Source organism: Scopulibacillus cellulosilyticus, assembly GCF_042665295.1.
Lineage (GTDB): Bacteria > Bacillota > Bacilli > Bacillales > Sporolactobacillaceae > Scopulibacillus_A > Scopulibacillus_A cellulosilyticus.
Genome location: NZ_JBHTCO010000002.1, coordinates 185,502 through 205,534 on the forward strand (window position 1 = coordinate 185,502; position 20,033 = coordinate 205,534).

19 protein-coding genes and 1 riboswitch are annotated in these 20,033 nt (G+C 37.7%); of the genes, 12 read left to right on the top strand and 7 right to left on the bottom strand.

Annotated features, from left to right (window positions below):
- Positions 1-31 precede the first annotated feature (31 nt).
- The 3 genes from ACFQRG_RS01980 (at position 32) to ACFQRG_RS01990 (ending at position 2,562) form a co-directional block, all read left to right on the top strand.
- Entirely contained in the window at positions 32-700 is a 669-nt protein-coding gene (locus tag ACFQRG_RS01980; RefSeq protein WP_380963080.1) for a YkyA family protein, read from the top strand.
- A 231-nt stretch (positions 701-931) separates the two neighbouring features.
- Positions 932-2,212, top strand: coding sequence for an ArsB/NhaD family transporter (locus tag ACFQRG_RS01985; protein WP_380963082.1), 1,281 nt, complete (start codon positions 932-934; stop codon positions 2,210-2,212).
- A gap of 71 nt (positions 2,213-2,283) precedes the next feature.
- Positions 2,284-2,562, top strand: a complete 279-nt coding sequence (locus tag ACFQRG_RS01990) for a hypothetical protein (RefSeq protein WP_380963084.1) — start codon at positions 2,284-2,286, stop codon at positions 2,560-2,562.
- A gap of 61 nt (positions 2,563-2,623) precedes the next feature.
- Here the strand turns inward: ACFQRG_RS01990 and ACFQRG_RS01995 are convergent, their stop codons facing one another.
- Positions 2,624-2,830: a gamma-type small acid-soluble spore protein gene (locus ACFQRG_RS01995; protein WP_380963086.1), complete on the bottom strand. Its 207-nt coding sequence runs from the start codon at positions 2,828-2,830 to the stop codon at positions 2,624-2,626.
- Between the two features lie 209 nt (positions 2,831-3,039).
- Here ACFQRG_RS01995 and rpiA point away from each other — a divergent pair, with 209 nt between their 5' ends.
- The 4 genes from rpiA (at position 3,040) to ACFQRG_RS02015 (ending at position 6,389) form a co-directional block, all read left to right on the top strand.
- Complete coding sequence (gene rpiA / locus ACFQRG_RS02000) at positions 3,040-3,720, top strand: ribose-5-phosphate isomerase RpiA (RefSeq protein ID WP_380963088.1); 681 nt, start codon at positions 3,040-3,042, stop codon at positions 3,718-3,720.
- A gap of 43 nt (positions 3,721-3,763) precedes the next feature.
- Positions 3,764-4,855, top strand: a complete 1,092-nt coding sequence (locus ACFQRG_RS02005) for a D-alanine--D-alanine ligase (protein WP_380963249.1) — start codon at positions 3,764-3,766, stop codon at positions 4,853-4,855.
- A gap of 446 nt (positions 4,856-5,301) precedes the next feature.
- A complete protein-coding gene (locus ACFQRG_RS02010; RefSeq protein WP_380963090.1) occupies positions 5,302-6,087 on the top strand; it encodes an EcsC family protein in 786 nt (261 codons plus the stop codon).
- Positions 6,088-6,206: 119 nt separating this feature from the next.
- Positions 6,207-6,389, top strand: coding sequence for a hypothetical protein (locus tag ACFQRG_RS02015; RefSeq protein ID WP_380963092.1), 183 nt, complete (start codon positions 6,207-6,209; stop codon positions 6,387-6,389).
- Positions 6,390-6,516: 127 nt separating this feature from the next.
- On the opposite strand, the gene ACFQRG_RS02020 is transcribed toward ACFQRG_RS02015, so the two are convergent.
- Positions 6,517-7,740 (bottom strand): peptidoglycan-binding protein, encoded by a 1,224-nt coding sequence (locus ACFQRG_RS02020; protein ID WP_380963094.1) that lies wholly within the window; start codon positions 7,738-7,740, stop codon positions 6,517-6,519.
- A gap of 258 nt (positions 7,741-7,998) precedes the next feature.
- On the opposite strand from ACFQRG_RS02020, the gene ACFQRG_RS02025 reads away from it, so the two are divergent.
- A complete protein-coding gene (locus ACFQRG_RS02025; protein WP_380963096.1) occupies positions 7,999-8,511 on the top strand; it encodes an acyl-CoA thioesterase in 513 nt (170 codons plus the stop codon).
- A gap of 124 nt (positions 8,512-8,635) precedes the next feature.
- On the opposite strand, the gene ACFQRG_RS02030 is transcribed toward ACFQRG_RS02025, so the two are convergent.
- The 4 genes from ACFQRG_RS02030 to ACFQRG_RS02045 form a co-directional block, all read right to left on the bottom strand.
- Positions 8,636-9,985 carry a Ger(x)C family spore germination protein gene (locus ACFQRG_RS02030; protein ID WP_380963098.1) on the bottom strand — a complete coding sequence of 450 codons (1,350 nt, stop codon included), beginning with the start codon at positions 9,983-9,985 and terminating at the stop codon, positions 8,636-8,638.
- The gene (locus ACFQRG_RS02035; RefSeq protein WP_380963100.1) at positions 9,942-11,192 is read right to left on the bottom strand and encodes a GerAB/ArcD/ProY family transporter; all 1,251 of its coding nucleotides are present in this window, start codon (positions 11,190-11,192) and stop codon (positions 9,942-9,944) included. Before ACFQRG_RS02035 ends, ACFQRG_RS02030 begins: the two co-directional genes overlap by 44 nt.
- Complete coding sequence (locus tag ACFQRG_RS02040) at positions 11,125-12,780, bottom strand: spore germination protein (RefSeq protein WP_380963102.1); 1,656 nt, start codon at positions 12,778-12,780, stop codon at positions 11,125-11,127. The genes ACFQRG_RS02035 and ACFQRG_RS02040 overlap by 68 nt, the downstream gene beginning before the upstream one ends.
- Before the next feature lie 350 nt (positions 12,781-13,130).
- Positions 13,131-14,426, bottom strand: a complete 1,296-nt coding sequence (locus tag ACFQRG_RS02045; RefSeq protein WP_380963104.1) for an arsenic transporter — start codon at positions 14,424-14,426, stop codon at positions 13,131-13,133.
- A gap of 218 nt (positions 14,427-14,644) precedes the next feature.
- Between ACFQRG_RS02045 and ACFQRG_RS02050 the strand changes: the two genes are divergently transcribed.
- The 4 genes from ACFQRG_RS02050 (at position 14,645) to ACFQRG_RS02065 (ending at position 18,862) form a co-directional block, all read left to right on the top strand.
- The gene (locus tag ACFQRG_RS02050) at positions 14,645-15,934 is read left to right on the top strand and encodes an NCS2 family permease (RefSeq protein WP_380963106.1); all 1,290 of its coding nucleotides are present in this window, start codon (positions 14,645-14,647) and stop codon (positions 15,932-15,934) included.
- Positions 15,935-16,400: 466 nt separating this feature from the next.
- Positions 16,401-17,585: a NupC/NupG family nucleoside CNT transporter gene (locus ACFQRG_RS02055; RefSeq protein WP_380963108.1), complete on the top strand. Its 1,185-nt coding sequence runs from the start codon at positions 16,401-16,403 to the stop codon at positions 17,583-17,585.
- A gap of 45 nt (positions 17,586-17,630) precedes the next feature.
- Complete coding sequence (locus ACFQRG_RS02060) at positions 17,631-18,551, top strand: nucleoside hydrolase (RefSeq protein WP_380963110.1); 921 nt, start codon at positions 17,631-17,633, stop codon at positions 18,549-18,551.
- Between the two features lie 209 nt (positions 18,552-18,760).
- Positions 18,761-18,862, top strand: coding sequence for a YjcZ family sporulation protein (locus tag ACFQRG_RS02065; protein ID WP_380963251.1), 102 nt, complete (start codon positions 18,761-18,763; stop codon positions 18,860-18,862).
- A 196-nt stretch (positions 18,863-19,058) separates the two neighbouring features.
- On the opposite strand, the gene ACFQRG_RS02070 is transcribed toward ACFQRG_RS02065, so the two are convergent.
- Positions 19,059-19,673 (bottom strand): ECF transporter S component, encoded by a 615-nt coding sequence (locus ACFQRG_RS02070; RefSeq protein WP_380963253.1) that lies wholly within the window; start codon positions 19,671-19,673, stop codon positions 19,059-19,061.
- 157 nt (positions 19,674-19,830) lie between these two features.
- A riboswitch (FMN riboswitch) is annotated at positions 19,831-19,961 on the bottom strand.
- Positions 19,962-20,033 lie beyond the last annotated feature (72 nt).

Below are 20,033 nucleotides of genomic sequence, written 5' to 3' on the forward strand. Positions count from 1 at the left end.
CTGTTAACGTCCTTTTAAAGGAGCTCTATTCATGAAAAGATACACAGTACCAATTTTATTTATTATTTCATGCGTTTTTATTCTGACAAGCTGCGGATTCGCTAATAAAGATGTGAAGAAGATATATGCTTATTTGGAAAAGAGCGCAAATGTTGAACAGAACCTAAGTGATATGCAAAAATCACTTATCAATAACCAAAAGCAAGAAAATGATATTTATGATAAGATACTCGACCTTAAACTGAATGATGGCAGTAAAATCGAATCACTTTCAGATAAAGCTAATAAGCTGACTGAAAGGCGAAAAGACATTCTTAAACAAGAGAAAAAAATGATCGATGGATCTTATAAACAGTATGAAAAAGCCAAACCAATCTTAAATGATTTGCAGGATAAAGATGATTTAAAATCAAAAGCTGAAAAGGTAATTCATTCAGCTTCCGAGCGGTATAAAACGTTTAATCAGCTGTATAAGGATTATATAGATGATATTGAACTTAATAAAAACCTTTATACACTTCTGCATGAAAAAAATTTAGATCAAACCGCATATAAAAAGCAAATTGATAATATTAACAGAAAATCAAAAGAGATCACTAATCTAAGAAATAAATTTAATGATTATACAAAGGCATACAATAAAGCAAAACTATCATTATATAATGCGGGTCATCTTAATGTCGATTATGATGATAAATAATAGCTGTTGAAAAAGGAAGTATCGCTTGTTAGAATAATAATAAAGTGATTATTTAAATGAATATCGGAAATTCAGGAGGAGTCTGTCACAAGCAGGCTCCTTTTTTGTCTTTTTTATATTCCAATATTATCCTTTTTTTGCTAAAGGGGTGGATTATCTTCTAATCTTTTTGTCACCGCGAATGAAATAAAACGGCTGAACAGACACTAATTTTTTAGGAGGGGGATTATTTTGACAAACGAATCCATCATAGCTATTGGCATTTTCCTTTTAACTTATGCTTTTATTATCTCGGAAAAAATTCACCGTACAATTGTTGCAATGATTGGCGGAATATTGATGGTTCTATTCGGAATCGTTGATCAAGAAACTGCATTGCATCACATTGATTTTAATACACTCGGCTTACTCACAGGCATGATGATTATCGTTTCGATTACAGCTGAAACCGGATTATTCAAATATATTGCCATCTGGTCAGCAAAAAAAGTAAAGGGAAGACCCATTGCAATCCTAGTTGTTTTATCGGTTATTACCGCAGTCGGCTCAGCATTTTTGGATAATGTCACAACGGTTCTGCTTATGGTGCCGGTGACATTCAGTATTACCCGTCAGCTTAATATCTCACCGATTCCATTTCTCATAACCGAAGTCCTGATGTCCAACATTGGAGGAACAGCAACGATGATTGGGGATCCCCCGAATATTATGATTGGCAGTGCGGTTAAAGAGCTGTCCTTTATGGATTTTATTACGAATTTAGCTCCGGTTATCTTGATTATTACTATTCTGATTATCGCAATTTTGGTTTTTAATTACCGTAAAAATATTCATACAACCGAAGAAGCGCGAAAAAGGATAATGGCGCTGAACGAAAAAGATGAAATTACAAATAAACCGCTCATGATCAAATCTATTATCGTCATGGTTTTAACGATTGCAGGCTTTTTCCTCCATCAAATGGCCGGCGTTGAGTCAGCAACAGTTGCCTTGGCAGGAGCTTTTTTATTACTGCTATTAACAGGAGAGAACTATCTTGAAAGATCATTAAGCAAAGTTGAATGGACAACAATTTTCTTTTTCATCGGTTTGTTCGTTCTGGTCTCAGGTTTGGTAGAAACTGGCGTGATTAAAAAACTGGCGGAAGAAGCCATCAAATTAACCGGAGGAAACCTTACCGCCAGTTCATTTCTAATATTGTGGCTTAGTGCTATAGCCTCAGCATTTGTTGATAATATTCCTTTTGTTGCAACGATGATTCCGCTCATTCAACAAATGGGCGAGATGGGAATTAACAATTTAGAACCATTGTGGTGGAGCCTGGCCCTCGGCGCTTGCCTTGGCGGGAATGGAACACTGATTGGAGCAAGTGCAAATGTCATTGTTGCGGGATTGGCCGGAAAAGAAGGATACAAAATTTCCTTTTTAAAATTCATGGCTATCGGTCTGCCAATCATGCTGCTCAGTACAGCTATCTCAATGTTCTATATTTATTTGCGCTATCTTCTTTAGAAGGGTCAGACGCCGAAAAAGGGTGGATTGATTGTATGGATTATGTTATTAAGCAGAAGGAGAGGATTTTTTTGCGGATCAATTATAAAGTTAATGAATCACTGATTACTGCAGAAGAGAAAGTGAATCACGAAGATATTGAATTTATTATTAAAATAAAAAATGATGAAGCCCTTAAAAAGCTGCACGACGTTAGGGAGTTTTTTGAAAGTGACAAAATATATACCGATGTATTATTTTACACACATGGGAATCACACTTATCAAGTGATTGTCCGTCAAGATTCTTATGTAGCGTTTATCCTGGGATTGTTTAAATTCCAATTGATAGAACAGGTTGAATGGAAGTAAATAAATTGAAATTTACAAGGTGTCTTTCCTGATTAAGGATTGACACCTATTTTAAATTTTTTCATTCATTCTCGAGTGCCTGGTTTTTTCTTTTAACCTCTTCAACATTTGTATCACTGAAGATTTCTGTATGATGACCGCCGGTTGTTTTAGCAATATAGGCTTTAGCTTCGTTATAGGTCATGCCCGATTGAGCATTAAGCTGTTTAACTTCTTCAATATTAGTACCCGCTGCTGTGAATTTGCCTTTTTGATCACTTCTATTCAATAAAATCACCTCTTTATTTTTTAGAATGACCGAATATCAATCCTTCATTCAAAAGTGATAATTCCTCATTAAGTTCAAATAATTTATAAGCTTTCCATTTCATGATTATGATAAACTAAAGGTATAAACAAAATTAATAGTAACTTACATATAAAACAGAATCTAACACGTTTAATACTGACAATAACTTTTAAAAGGAGAGCAAAGAAATGGATCAACAATCATATGAAAAAAAAATCGTTGGAGAAAAAGCAGCTGAATATATTGAAGATGGAATGACTGTCGGGTTGGGAACAGGTTCGACTGTTGCTTTCACCACAAAAAAGCTTGCTGAACGAATTAAAACAGAGGGATTATCTATACAAGCCGTGTCGACTTCACATGCAACCTCTGAATTAGCAAAATCATTAGGAATTCCGCTGAAAGACCTTAATGATGTTAAAAAAATTGACTTGACTATTGACGGCTGTGATGAGTTTGACCCCGATTTAAACGGCATTAAAGGCGGAGGAGGCGCACTTTTATTTGAAAAGATTGTTGCCGTGTCCTCTGATAAGAATATTTGGGTGGCAGATGCGAGTAAATCTGTCAGGCGTTTAGGAGCTTTCCCATTACCAGTAGAAGTGCTGCCTTTTGGCTGGAAGCATATGTTCGGTGCCATGGAAGACAAGGGGCTTCAACCAAAGCTTCGTATGAGCGGCAAGGATCCTTTTTTAACAGACAGCAGGAATTTTATTCTTGATTGCCATGTTAAAGAAATTGAAGATGCTAAGTCGCTTGCCAAATGGCTTAACGCATTGCCGGGTGTTGTTGAAAATGGCCTTTTTATTAATATTGCCGACCAAGTGTTATTAGCAAATAATGATAAAGTCGATGTTATTACGCGTTAAGAAAGCTGCATATAATCATATAGATATTTGAAAAGGGGGCATTATAGTGCCAAAGAAACCATCTGTAGCTATCATTTATGGCGGGAAATCTGCAGAATATGATGTATCATTACAAACGGCCTTTTCAGTTATTAATGCGATTAATAAGGATCATTATAAAATTATCCCGGTACATATTACGAATAGCGGACGCTGGATCGAGGGTCATGAAGTGACCCAGCAGCTTGATTATAAGGAACAATTACTCTTGGACGAAAACAGCCACCAATCATATTCTAATAAATGGCTGACACCAATGAGCATAAATCCGGCAAATCAAAAGCCTGACATTGCTTTCCCTTTATTACACGGCCCCAATGGCGAAGATGGGACCGTTCAAGGTTTGCTGGAACTTCTAGATATTGCTTATGTTGGTTCCGGTGTTTTAGGTTCAGCAGCCGGTATGGATAAAGTGATTATGAAAGATATTTTTAAATCCCACGGTCTCAAACAGCCAAAGTATTTATCGGTCACAAAATATGAATGGACACATAACAAACAACAAATGATTGAAAAAATTAAAGCAGACATTGGGATCCCTTGTTTTATAAAACCGGCTAATAATGGCTCCAGTATCGGAATCAATCAGTGTAAAGCAGGGGATGACATTGAAAAAGCTGCAGATGAGGCATTTTATTACGATGAAAAAGTGATTGTTGAAGAAAAGATTACCGGACGCGAAATTGAAATAGGTGTTATTGGAAATGACGAACTATCAGTATCGGTTCCCGGTGAAATAAAAACAAGCAGTGATTATTATGATTATCAATCTAAATACAATGACGGTGATACATCGTTAATGATACCTGCGGATCTAAGTGAACAAAAAGTAAATGAAATTGAAGAATTGGCGAAAAAAGCCTTTAAATGTTTGGATTGTAAAGGGTTATCCAGGGTTGATTTCTTTATAAGAGATTCAGATCAAGCGGTTTTGATCAATGAGGTAAATACTATGCCTGGGTTTACGCCATACAGCATGTTTCCGCTTTTATGGAAGCATACAGGCCTTGATTATGCAGATCTTATTGATAAGCTGATCAGATTAGGTATAGAACGGCATCAAGGACGGAAAGCCATTAGATATAGACTTGATTAACTTAGGTAAAAAGTATAATTTAACGGAATTCCACCAATGTCTTTTACACGAAATTGTGTTTTGAATATATTAGTATTGGACATGACGAACAGGTCATGCCAAACAACCCATACCTCCTCGCTGTTTATGGTCATCGTTAGCCATGTCATGCCTCCTCAAATGGACAGCCCGCGCCCTAGGCTGTCCATTAATATTGTCAAATTTCTTTTATGCGATAACGCATGAAAGAATCAGTCCTTTCTTAGATTGCCAATCGGCAAGTTTTCTTTACACTTTAAGTGTATAAATTGCCAGCATAGATGGTAATTCGACGCAGGAGCAATTTTAGGTTTAAAGTATAAGTTCAACTAAGCCTCTGCCTTCACCTTCGGCTTGCCAATCGGCAAGTTTTCTTTATATTTTATCTGAAAAATAGACAAACTATCACTGAATAAGGAGGATGAGTCATGGAATCGGTGAATCAGCTTAGACAGGAATTGAAAAAAATTAATCGATGGGAAAGAGATCAAGAACGTATGCATATTTGGGAGAAGATCGGCCGGTTACCATTTTGGATTTTAGATCGCATGACACCTGCTTTTATACAAAGAAGATTAAATCAGTTAATTGGTGAAATTTCACGTTTCGTTGATTACGGAGGCAGATATTTGGTAAAGGAAAAAAATATTTATAATTTATACCATGTACAAGGGTTGAAAGATATTCAAAGCCATCCAATTAGTGAAATGGATGAAAAGGCCCGTATACTATTGCAGAAACGGGCACGGTTTGCTCAGATTCAAGGAGCAACTACGGGCTTTGGCGGTTTTTTTACGCTTGTGGCTGATATTCCGATTCTTCTTGGTACTTCATTGAAAGTTCTTCAAGAAATGGCTTTAATTTATGGATACGATCCAAAAAATCACACAGAACGTATTTTTATTATTAAATGTCTGCAATTTGCCTTTTCAGAGGCCATTGGCAAACGGGCGGTTTTAAGGGAATTAAAAGATTTTCAATTAGAAAAGTCTAATGAACAAGCCATGTCACAGCTTCAAGGTTGGCGGGAAGTGTTTAATACATATCGTGAGCATATAAGTTGGAAAAAGTTATTTCAGACACTGCCATTAGCAGGTGCCATTATAGGTTCAACAATGAACAAAGGAATGATAACTAACGTTGCTGAGACAGGGCAAATGATGTATAAAAAACGGAGGATTATTGAACGCTTAAAAGAAATTGAAGCGAAGTAAAAAAGAAGAGTGATTCATTATATAAATTCTGACAGGTTATAAAAACGTTTCTAGTATTTTTTTCGCCCTTTAAACAAAACTAAAGGTGTAAGGCCAAATTTAATCAGGTGGTGAAGGATATGAAAGCAGGAAGAATGATGGGAGTTATTGCAGGCGTTGGTCTTGGTGCTGCTGCACTTGGCATGATGAATAGAAACCGTACTCAAAATCAAAGCGTCGGACAATACAATAGGCCGACAAACAGCCATGAAAAAGAGGTATTGAGTAATATGGCTGAAGAAAGTAAGAACGAATTATACTAAAGTCTGTTTGTCAATTTTTTTGATCAAAAATAATAAAAAAATAAAAAAGGCAGGTTTTATTCTGCCTTTTTTTGGGGTATATATTTAATAAACACAGCAAGCTGCCACTTGCTGTGTTCAATAACAATTATTTTATAACTTTAACTTGAATATTTTTACGTCCAAAGTTTTTAGCTTGGCTATCGTTAGGAATGTAGACGTCGATGCGGTTACCTTTAATAGCGCCGCCTGTATCAGCAGCAATAGCTGTACCATAACCAGGGACATAAACTTTAGATCCTAAAGGAATAACGCTTGGGTCAACAGCAATGACTTTAGAGCCTGAATTTAATTGAGTGCCGTTAGCAGTTGTACCGCTTAAGCTGTATGCTGTTGCTTCAACGTTTACAGTTGTTCCGGAAGAAGCATTGCTGCTGTCACTGCCGGCGTTATTGTTGTCAGCACTTGCATTGCTGTCTTGATTAGCTTCAGCTTTTACATTTTCAGTTTGAGCATTGTCGTTATTATTGACTTGAGTTTTATTTGAATCAGAATCTGCCTTTGCAGTTTCTGATTGATTATTATCAGTATTTACAGAAGCTGCTTGATTGTTGTTTTGTTCAACAGCTTTATTTTGGTTTTCATTTTGTTGTTTAGCTGGTGCAGCACTTTGAGCAGGTTTTGCCGGTTCAGCCGGTTTTACAGGTTGAGCTGGTTTTTCAGCTTCAGCTTTAGTGTTGTCAACAGCTTTCTTTGTGTTTTCAGCAGCTTCAGCTGCTTCTGTATTTGTGTTGCTGCTTACTGTTTTAGGCGCAGGCGTGCTTGCTTTTGGCTGCGGAGCAGCTGCGTGGCCATTAAGTAATGCAGCTCTAGTATTTGGACCTACCATGCCATCGACGCTAAGGCCATTGGCACTTTGGAATGCTTTTACAGCAGTTTCAGTTAATGTGCCGAAGATTCCGTCAACATTGCCTTTATAATAGCCAAGGCGCTGCAACTTATCTTGAAGCAATGAAACATGTTGTCCTCTGCTGCCGTTAACAAGCAGATCTTTACCTAAGTTGTTGCTTTCATTGTTAGAATCTAATGCTTTGTAAGTATTTGGTCCGGCAATGCCGTCAACGCTTATGTGATGGTCTTTCTGAAATGCTTTTACAGCATTTTCGGTTATTGTTCCATAATAACCTGTTACATCAGAGTTTTTGAAGTAGCCATTGTCTTTTAGTGTATGTTGAAGTTCTGCGACGTTCTTATTGTTCGTTCCTGGGTATAGAGTATGATTTGGTTCTGCTGCGTGACTGATGCTTGGAGCTACAATGCCTACACATGCTGCAAACGATGTTACAGCTGCTAGTTGCTTGAATAGTTTCATAAAAATTACCTCCTTGAGTTCCAAGACTCACTATATCGTACAAGTGCATTGTAAAGGGTGAACATCACACGAATGTTTTAGGAAGGTTACAGTTTTGTAACAATCTATGAGTTTTTGGTATTTTCAGAAAATAACAGTAGAAAAATGTCTTATTCTTACATCTTCTTACATCAAGTTAATTGATCATAGTATGGTGATTTGAGTATACTAAAATAGTACTTTAAAAGGTGGAACTCGCAATTTTAAGGAGTGTCAGTCATGGAAGCAAAATATGTTAACGAGTCTAGATCTGTTAAATCGGCGCATGTTTTACCGCCTGATACAAATCATCATGGAACAATGTTCGGCGGTAAATTAATGTCATATATTGATGATATAGCGGCAATTGCGGCTAACCGCCATGCCAGAAAACCTTGTGTAACAGCTTCAACGGATTCCGTAGACTTTTTAATCCCGATTAAAGAAGGTTCATCTGTTTGTTTGGAAGCTTTTGTTACATATGCGCATAATACGTCAATGGAGGTCTTTGTAAAAGTTATTACTGAAGACTTAATAACCGGTAAACGCGAGCTTTGCACAACTTCATTTCTGACTTTTGTTGCACTAGATGAAAATGGTAAACCCAGTAAAGTGCCGAATGTCATTCCGCAATCAGAAGAAGAGAAAATGCTTCATGAAAGTGCACCGGACAGAAGAGAAGCTCGCCGGTTAAGAAGAGTAGACAGCAAACGCTTTGCGGAAATTTTTACAGTTAAAAAGCCTTGGGAATAAAAGCGATGAAAAAAGTCAATAAAAGAATAGCAGCGGTGAACTGTCGAATATCGTCGGTTCACCGCTGTTTTGTGGATAACTATCATTTTTGGGGTCTGACCCTGTGAACTGTGGATAACTGGGATCAGCTGGTTTCAAGCCCAACTCTCTTAATTGAAACATGGTATCTAACTGTAATATCAGCCTGTTTAAAGGCCGTTTTCCAATCTATTTTGTTATACATTGACGGATAATAGGATCTCACCATGGTACGAATATCAAGAATGTCAGAATTGAATCTTTGCAGCTTATGAACCATTCTATCCGACCTTTTTTCCATAACATATTCCACTCTTTTTTCCGCGGCATTTCTTTTTTTAATGTTTTTTAAATCAATTTTAGGCGTAGTTTCAATCACTTCGCCATCTACATAAATATCAATCACATCTTTTAATTGATGGTCGTGAAAAGAAATATGATGTTTTCTTTTTATTTTAGATGGCAGCAATGTCATTTGCTTCCCTTTAGCCAAAGGGACGAACATTTCTCCAGCATCTTCTTCTAAGGCAGCTCTTTGCCATTGAGCCATGTCGTATATATTTAAAAATCCGGCGAGATGGGTATTACTTCCCCCTTTAAATGCCCCGATTCCGACAATTTTTACATTAGATTTATTTACTTGCTTAATAACAAGCATAAAAGGCTCTTTTGTCGAATTTATTCGGTCCATGACAACATTTGCGAGTGTGTTTTTCGGGATGTATTGAATGTTTTCGTCGCTTAATATCATTCCTCTTAAATAAATCTTGGGAATTTGCTCTTCAGGCGGCGTAAAGGTTTTTAAAAATTTTTCAGCTGATTCGCCTTTAATAATCATTGGCCAAATTTGGCTTTTTCTAATCACAGCCATTCTGGAAAAAGCATCAAACAAGGACGGAAATGGTTTTTTTACTAACGGTTCACTTAAAATTAACTCTCTAAGATCTCCGAAAAACAGGGTTTGTTCCGCTTTCCATTGTAAATCAACAAGGGCTTGAGCTAATGAATTGGCTTCAGTGGAAATGACTTTATAAGATTTTCCCCCGCCTTGTGATTGATTGCTGCCGCTGCCGTTTCCAAGGTTTTTTGGCAGCGGAATTTCAACAGATACTTTTAAAGGGTACTTTTTGCCTTTGTCAATACCGATGGCCACGACCATCGCCCGCTTTTCAAGATCCCTTTCATCCCAGCACCCGCTTATTATAACGAGACATAATAATAATAAAAGGCTAAAAAAAAGTGGTTTTGCTTTAATAGAGCGGCAGCGCCGTTGCCGATTCGATGCAGCGGTCAATTTTAAATTCCGAGTTTTAGGTGCTCCTGCGCGAAGTTTTTCAGGGGAGTTTTTCAAAGCTCGTCGCAAAGCTGCAAAGATGTTATTCAAAGTTGCGGCTTTGCAACTAGGCCTTTGTCTACGCCTTTTCAGGCTTGCCAGTCGGCAAGTTTTCTTTACCATTCTTAGTTCCTCCCTTCCGTTTGGTCAGAATGGCAAGGAGCAGAAGAATAATAGGAATAATGATTTCTGTAAATAAGCCAATAATGCCGGTAATTGTTTCCCATTTATTAAATGTGAAAATATTTTCCGAGATCAAAGTGACATAAATGATGATAGGAAAAGCGCATAGCCCCAACCACCTGCGAGCTTTATTTTTATCCTTAAAATCAATCAATTGAACGATTGAAAAGCAAGTAAAGTAATAACTGTTGCTGATCGTTGTAAAAACAGCTGCTACCCATATACTGATAAAGGCGGGATCTAACCTTTCGATAACAGCACCGGGCAACGTGGCAGTTTTGGCTAAATCATAGGTGGGCCACATCTCAACTTGCAGGACCTCATACCCAAAAACGGCAACGGTTACAGTAACTAGGCTAGTGTAAAGCAGCCCAGTGATAGCTGCACCTGACAGATTGGCAGAATAAAGTTTAGACTTTTTGTCTTTTCGTGTGTAAGCCATTGTTACGAATATAATTGAGAACCCTTCAAAGGAATAAAAGATATCAAAGCAGCTCGTTTTCAAAACTTCTTTCCAATTAAAATGAAATAAAGGAAGCAGGTTAGTTAATTCAGCATTTTGCAATGATACCGCTATAATAATGACTAATGGAATTAATATAATTGGAAAGACAGTTTCATTAAAACGGGCAATGACCTCAAGCTCAAACCATACAACACATAGGGCGGCGATCATTAAAGTAATTAAAACAACGAGAACGGGTGTATGCGGAAATATGGCGATTCTGACAAGTTCGGAAAATATACGCGAAGAAATAACGACAAACCCAAGCCACATAGCGAGATAGGGCAATATAAAGATTAAAGCCAAAATTTTATATAAACGTTTTTTGTTTGATCCAAATAAAATGGTTGGAATAAATTCAATAAATGTTTGATTAGGGAAACGCAAAGCAAGCTTCGTTATAATAAACACGGCTGCTAATGAAATGAGTGTAGAGATTAAAACTGGAAGCCAGGCTGTTTCATGGGCCGTTGCCGATGCAAGCCGCGGTATGCTTAGCAAGCCGGTTGCAATTTGTGTACTGGCAATTAAAATCATTGATTGATATGGGGAAACAACTGTTTTATCAGTTGACTTATTTTTTAGTTTTCGATTTTGTGTTACTTGACTGGTTTGATTTTGATTCTGATTTTGATTTGTCATTAGTTTTCACATCTTTCTGATCCCTATGTTTATCTAACGGCTTCATAAAAATCGGGCGCTTGACCATCCATGTTAATGGCGCGCGGAATATGACGTCCTTAAGCCCTGATAAATGCAAAGGACTAAAAGGCGCAAAATAAGGGACGCCGAATGATTTTAGTGATGAAAGGTGCAGAATGATAAGCAAAGTAAACAGCATAATGCCGTACAGCCCGAGAAAAGCAGCGATTAGCATCATTGGAAAACGAATTAAACGAATGGCTATAGCACCGCCGTAGCTCGGCGACGTAAAGGAACATATCGCGGTGATTGAGACAACAATAACCATTAGAGGACTGACAAGCCCTGCTGTGACTGATGCTTCACCGACGACAAGAGCACCGACAATGCCGATGGTTGACCCGACTTTTCCCGGCAGCCGAATACTTGCTTCTCTTAGAATTTCAATGGTAATTTCCATAATCATAGCTTCAATAATGGTCGGGAACGGCACCGCTGACCGTCCAGCTGCCATTGCATACAACAGATTCGGCGGAATCATTTCAGGATGAAATGTTGAAAAAGCAATATACAGTGACGGCGCGAACAGCGAGAAAAACACGCTGATTAGTCGAATAAACCGCAAAAATGATGTTATCCAAACTCTTTCATAATAATCTTCAGGCGTTTGGAAAAATGATGCGAAAATTGTCGGTGCAATTAAAGCAAAAGGCGATCCATCTGTGAGAATAATGGCTTTTCCCTCAAGAAGATGCCCAATCGTCTTATCGGGACGTTCTGTACTTTGTATTTGCGGAAAGGGTGACCACGTTGAATCTTCAATAAACTGCTCTATATATCCGCTTTCTAATATGCCGTCTGTTTTTATTTCATCAATGCGATGATTAATCTCCTCTAATATTTCTTCATTGGCTATCCCCTCGATATAAACGACGGCAATATCTGTCTGCGTTCTTTCACCGAGTTGATGAAATCTAATTCTTAAATCCGGATCTCTTAACCTGCGTCGGATTAAGGAAGTGTTAACAACAAGAGTTTCAATAAATCCTTCTCTGGGTCCTCTGATGGTTGTTTCGTTTTCAGGGCTTTCGATGGCCCGCATTTGCCACATGCGTGTATCCATCATTAAAGCATAGTTTTGCCCTTCGACAAAGATGGCGGTTTGCCCTGACAAAACAGAATGCATCAGTGTTTTAAATTTTTTATCTTCGTTAATTTCGCCGACATTTAAATCATGTTTTTTTAGGACATTCAAAAAGTCTGCCATGTTTTCACTTTCAGGTAAGTCTACTTTACGGGTTTCAATCATTGTTGATTTTAAAATAAAGTTGTTGATGGTCTCGTCATTAACGAGCCCTTGAATATAGACAATGGCCGCCTTATGGGCAGATTGTTTGCCGATTGTAAATCTGCGGATAATAACATCGCTGCTTTTCCCGGTAATTTGTTCTATTAAAGAAAGATTTTTTTCAAGGTCTTTATCAACACTTTCTTTAATTTCATTGATTTTTATTCTTTCATATTCCTGTGTAATCTTTTTCTTCTTCATGTTACGGTGGATTTTAACCCCATTTGAAAATTCAACCACAACGAAACCCCTCAATTTCTTTAAGTTCAAAAAGGAGGACAAAAAGAGCCGAGAAGTTCAAGGAAGCGCCGTCTCCGAGCACCGGAGCGTATGCTTTTAATACGTGAGGAGCGGAGGAGCAAGCTGACGCGGAAATTCGACAGCTATTTTTCCCGGACTTTTTGAACATCCTCTATAATGTAATTGTTAGTTTTCGCCATGATTTGAATAAGTATACTAAAGAAAACTTGGCTGGTGCCAAGCCCTAAGGCGCAGGCAACTGCCTAGATGCACTTATACTTTCATCCTTTAGAAATTAAACTTTTTGAAAGTAAAAAGAAAACCCGCCGATTGGCGGGTTTAAAAAAGAGTTATATCAATAGTAAACTGAGGTACAGACCAATGAGGGTTAGAAGCAAAGTTGGAATAGTTAATATCATACCGACTTTAAAATAATAACCCCATGAAATTTTAATACCTTTTTTTGATAGGACATGCAGCCATAGTAAAGTTGCCAATGAGCCGATCGGCGTCATTTTAGGTCCTAAATCTGAACCAATAACATTCGCATAGATCAGCCCTTCTTTAATGGCACCGGTTGTATGAGTTTGGGCGATGGCTAAAGCATCTATCATAACTGTCGGCAAGTTGTTCATTAATGATGACATGATTGCTGCAATAAATCCCATTGAAACGGTGCCGATAAAAAGCCCGTGATGAGAAGCTGCTTGAATAACGCCCGCCAGCACATTGGTCAGTCCGACATTTCTTAGGCCGTAAACAACAACATACATGCCAATAGAAAAGAAAACGATATTCCAGGGAGCGCCCATTATCACTTGTCTAATCGAAACCGCAGGACTTTTCTTTGCCATGAATAAAAAGAAGACAGCAATAACTCCAGCGATCATAGAAACCGGAATATTATGAACCTCGCCGACAAAGTAACCTATTAATAATAAAGCTAAAACAAACCAAGAGAGGCGGAACATTTTAAGATCTTTAATAGCTTCAGCTGGATTTTTAAGTTGGCTTAGATCATATTGTTTAGGGATGCTTCTTCTGAAAAAGAGATATAAAAAGAAAATACTTGCGGCAATGGAGAATAGATCAGGTAAGATCATGCGTGAAACATATTCTCCAAAGCTTATATGAAAGAAATCGGCTGACACAATATTGACCAAGTTACTGACAATAAGCGGGAGTGACGATGTATCTGCAATAAAACCGCAGGCCATAATAAAAGGTAAAATCATTTTTTCTTTAAAATTCAAAGCGCGGACCATAGACAAAACAATAGGGGTTAAGATGAGAGCACCGCCATCATTAGCGAAAAAAGCGGAGACAAGCGCCCCTAATATGATCATATAAATAAACATCTTAACACCGCTGCCTCCGGCGACTTGCGCCATATGTAAAGCTGCCCATTCAAAGAAACCTATTTCATCAAGAATAAGCGAAATGATAATAATAGCTACAAAAGTCAGTGTGGCATCCCAAACAATCCCGGTTACAGCCGCTACATCATGAAAGTGAACAACGCCGGCAATAAGCGCAAGGATTGCTCCGCAGCAGGCTGTCCACCCGATGCCTAATTCTTTAGGCTGCCAAATAACTAGAATTAATGTTAAGAAAAAAATAAATAAAGCCAGAATGATTGATAACAAGAGTTTATCCTCCTAATGACAACAGCTCCGTAATAATTATATAGTATATTTTTATTTGCTCAATCTTTTTGCAAAAATTGAACCATATTGGACAATATATAACAGAAAAATTATCGCCTATCCCGTCTTGAAAAAATATCTGGCGTCATGTATGATTTGTAAATATGTAACCATAGGGCGGGTTGAGGGGTTATATTGAAAGAAGGCAGCTAAGGAAGGTGTTTAACAGACTATTTCGTTTAAAAGAAAATCATACCTCAATTAAAACCGAGTTGTTAGCAGGGCTTGTTTCTTTTTTTACGATCGTTTATATCATTGCTGTCAATGCGTCAATCCTTACAGACGCAGGCATTCCTATGGGGGCGGGTATTGTCGCGACAATACTTGTTGCTTTTGCTGGATCTCTGCTTATGGGATTTTGGGCGAATGCACCAATGCTTCTTGTTCCGGGGATGGGGATTAATGCATTGTTCACTTACACGGTCGTCCAGTCAATGGGACTTCATTGGCAAGAAGCATTAGCCGCTGTATTTGTGTCGGGGATTTTGTTTGTGATTATTACTTTTACGTCTTTGTCCGGAATCATTGCAAATGCTATTCCTGATTCCTTAAAGGAATCGATTGGTGTAGGGATCGGTCTGTTCCTGGCATTTATCGGATTGCAAAAGGGCGGTATTGTTGTTAAAAGCAAATCAACCTTTGTTCAATTAGGGCATTTTAGTGATGCTCACGTACTTTTAATGATTGCAACTTTGGTTATTACGCTTATCCTTTTCGCACGGAATGTACCAGGAAATTTGCTGATAGGGATTATAGCCGGCACAATCCTGTCTATTTTATTTGGTGAAACAGATCTTCATAAACTCGGACAATCAGGTTTTTCTTTAAACGACTATAAACCAGTATTTGTTGGCCTATCATTTAAGCATGTGCTGACTTTTCCATTTTGGATGGCTGTATTTTCATTAACCTTGGTCACATTATTTGAAAATATTGGCTTAACTCATGGTTTTGTTAAGATGATTCAAAGACCTGAGAAATATGATCGTTCCCTTCAAGCCACAGCATTATCAGTCATAACATGCGGATTGCTTGGGACAAGTCCATCTGTGGCAACGGTCGAAAGTGCATCTGGAATTACTGCGGGAGGAAGAACAGGATTAACTACTATAACAACTGGTGTGTTGTTTTTAATCTCTTTATTGTTCATACCCTTTATTAGAATCATTCCTGATACGGCAATTGCCCCTGTGCTTATTATTATTGGCGGACTGATGATCAGCGGTACGAGAAATATTAATTTTAATGATTTTACTGAAGGATTTCCGGCTTTTTTAATCATTGCGTGTATACCGCTGACATCCAGCATTGTCGATGGCATAGCATTAGGGTTTATTGCGTATCCGATTTTAAAAATAGCAAACGGAAAAGCAAAAAATGTTGCAGTTACGCTATATATTATAGCTGCGTTATTTCTTATATATTTTATATTTCAAGCTTTCAGTTAGAAAACTCGCCGACCGGGCGAGTTTTACTTTTGCACTTTAAGGGAATTTATCTGCTTCAAGGATTAAAGTATAAGAAAAACTAGGGCTTTCGCTATGAGAAATGGGCGATAAGCCAAGTTTTTCTAATAAAATGTTCCATGAATAATTGTAAAAAATCTATTTTCAAATTATGAAATTTGTACTATAATTTACTTGTTGTAAAGTTTATGTAAGCGGTTACGGTAAAATGTTAATCGGTCAAATGACTCAAAGACTTATATAGATTACAATTTTTTCGTAGACAATCCTTTAATATTTGTGGTTTAATTAAAAGCATGTAATTTTTACGATTAATGTGTAACCGATTACAGATTCAAACATGAATGGCTGATCATGTTGGGATGTCATTGAATATCGAGATCATAGTAAACATCCTGCCGGGAATATAATATTAAATTTTTTTAAGACAATCTAGGAGGCTTAATAGATGAAGATCGTCTATTTATTATTGAGTTTCTTGCTTGTTTTCATCATTGGTTTCATTTTCAGCAATGATAGAAAAAAAATAAAAGCAAGACCAATCATTGTCATGATCGTTTTGGAATTTATACTGTCTTGGATCTTGCTAAATACGAAAGTCGGTATTGGATTTATCCATGTTATTTCTGATTGGTTCGGAGCACTGATGGGGACGGCTGTTCAAGGTGTTAATTTTGTGTTCGGCGGTATGGAAAACAAACCTGGTGCAACCTTCTTCTTAAATGTTCTTTTGCCTATTATATTTATTTCAATCTTAATCGGTATACTGAATTATATTAAAGTGCTTCCTATCATCATTCGATTTATCGGATTTATATTGAGTAAAATTAATGGTATGGGCAAGCTGGAAAACTACTATGCGATATCCGCTGCTATCATTGGGCAGTCAGAAGTTTGGCTGACAACAAAGAAACAATTGGGCTATCTTCCCAAAAAGCGTTTGTATACGTTATGTACATCATCAATGAGTGCTGTCAGTATGACAATCGTTGGATCTTATATGCAAATTATCCAGCCGAAATACGTTGTTGTCGCTGTTGTTATTAATATTTTATCTGCTTTGGTCATTGCAAACATCATTAATCCGTATGATCTCGATAAAGAAGAGGACAAACTGATAACAGATGATACTGGTGAAAAACCAGCTTTCTTCCAAATGGTCAGTGACAGTATTATGGACGGCTTTAAAGTTGCCATTACTGTTGCGGCTATGCTCGTCGGCTTTATGGCCTTAATTTATTTTGTTAATGATATATTTACTTTTATTTTCCATATATCATTCCAAAAATTAATCGGTTATATCTTTGCGCCGGTTGCTTTTATTATGGGAGTGCCTAAGCAAGACATTGTCCAAGCCGGAAGCATTATGGCGACGAAATTAGTAACAAATGAATTTGTTGCAATGACAGACTTAAAAGGCATTGCTCATCACCTGACTCATAGAACAGTCGGTATTGTATCTATCTTCCTTGTCAGTTTTGCTAACTTTGGTTCCATCGGTATTATTACCGGCTGTGTTAAAGCGCTTAATCCAGAAAAAGGGGATGTCGTTGCAAAATTTGGCGGGAAATTACTATTAGGCTCAACACTTGCCTCGATTTTATCAGCTGCCATTTGCGGCGTTTTCCTTTAAGGAAATATGATAAGTCCGGTTTAATTTAAAAAGGAGAAGATCACAATGAAAAATATTATATTAGATGTCGATACTGGTATTGATGATGCGCTCGCAATCGCATACGCTGTAAATTCTCCGGAACTTAACATCTTAGGTATTACAACAACCTTTGGCAACACATCGGTTCCGGAAGCTACCCGGAATACACTGCAGCTTTTACAAGTTCTTGGCGCCGATGATATTCCTGTCTTTCCAGGTGTTGAAAAAACTTTCGCGGGCGAGGAACCAGCGGACAAAGCCACTTGGATTCACGGTGAAAACGGTATTGGAGAAGCTAAATTGCCTTCTGCTGAAAAACAAGCCGGGGACATGATAGCCCACGACTTTATTATTTCTGCTGTTCATGAACATCCAAACGATATTCTGATATTAACTACAGCAAATCAAGGAAATTTAGCAAGGGCTATTGAAAAAGATCCTGAAATCGTTAACTTAGTTGAAGATGTAATCCTTATGGGCGGCGCCGTAACAGTGCCGGGTAATATTACGCCTTATGCGGAAGCGAACATCTACCATGATGCGGAGGCGGCGCAATATACATTCCAATCCGGTATACCGATGACACTTGTCGGTTTGGATGTTACATTAAAAACTTTGCTTAGACGGTCAGTTTTAGATGAGTGGAAGGAAAAAGATACGCTTCTTTCACGTTCATTAGCTCACATGTGTGATTTTTATATGGATGCGTATGCCAAAGAGAATCCAAAATTGAATGGCTGTCCGCTTCATGATCCATTAACTGTTGGTGTGGCCATCGATCCTGCTTTTGTGAAAACTAAAACGATGACAGTTCATGTTAAAACGGAAGGTGCAGCAAAAGGTCAAACCGTCGGTGAAGAAAATTCAAATGGCAACATTAAAGTTTGCCTTGATGTTGATAGTGACCGCTTCGTTTCACATTTCTTAGACAGGGTTGTATCATAATGATTAAAAAGGATCTTCATGAAAAATGAAGGTTCTTTTTTATATGGGATGGGAATTTACCTTTCTTAATTTCTAAGATTAGGTAGAAATAAAATGGGTAAAAGTTAAAATTTCCGCCGATGTCCAAACAACTTTTTCGGGAAAGGCATAGTATGTATTGTGAGAAGCTTGAAGCTATCTCAAACTTCGATAAAGGAGCGATTGACGATATGGACGGATATGCAGGTGGATACGGCGGCGGCGCTGGCTTCGCGTTAATCGTTGTTTTGTTTATCTTATTAATTATTGTTGGTACTGCTTACGTCTGGTAAGCACCGCCTGAATGCTAAATAAAATAAGGCCTTCGCTCATTAGAGCGAAGGCCTTATTTGTTTATTTATACGTTGGGAAAGTATAAATTGGCTTAAGTGTAGATAATTCGACGCAGGAGCCAATTTTAAGTCCCAAGTATAAGGGCAACTAAGCCTCTGTCTAGCCTTTTAAGGCTTGCCAATCGGCAAGTTTTCTTTATTTTTCAGCAGGCACCATCGTCTTGATACGCGATTTAATTCTTGAATAAATGGGCACTGTGATAACTGTCAAAACAATACCTTTAAGTAAATTAAACGGCAGAACCGCAAAGATCACTAAGGTAAACAAACTGTGAATTTCATGGTTAATGCTTTGGCTCATAGCAATAGCCTGATCTGTCGTAAAACCAAGAAATAACGCATAGCTTGGGAAAATGATAAAATAGTTGGCAATCGTCATCACAACGGACATAAAAACTGTTCCAAAAATGAGACCGTACATTAAAGAAGACGCGGTTTTTTTCCTTTTATAAAACCAAGTCCCGGCTATAATAAACAGAGAACCTGCAATAAAGTTAGACATTTCACCAACTGGCACACCTGTTAGTGATCCCGAAATCAAATAGTGTAAAAAGTTTTTCAAAGCTTCGATTAATACACCTGCTGCCGGACCGAATAAAATGCCTCCGATAAGTGCAGGAATATCACTGAAATCCATTTGCAAAAATGCAGGAAAAATCGGCAATGGAAAAGAAATGGTTTGAATCAAAATAGCAATTGCCGACAATAAGGAAATTGTGACTGTTTTCTTTAAAGACGTTTTTTTCATCAGATCACCCCATTTTAATATTTTACCCAGAGTCTGATGATAACGCAGGTACCCGCCAAAAAATACCGCCCAAGGAATACATTCCTTGGGCGGTATTTTATATAGCATAGCTAAATAAATGAGCAAGTAAAAAAACTTAACTCATCATTAAACCATACGTATCATCCTTCTCCCATCCAGACTGTACTGTCGGTACTAGATTCTCACTAGATCCTGCCTTAACGGCTCGCGGACTTAGAGGCAAACCTCATCACCGCCGGTCGGGAATTTCACCCTGCCCTGAAGGAACGTCTTCATTATTTAATTCAATATTTATTATATATGATATTTCATCTTTTTTACAATCCTTTTGCACGATTTTTA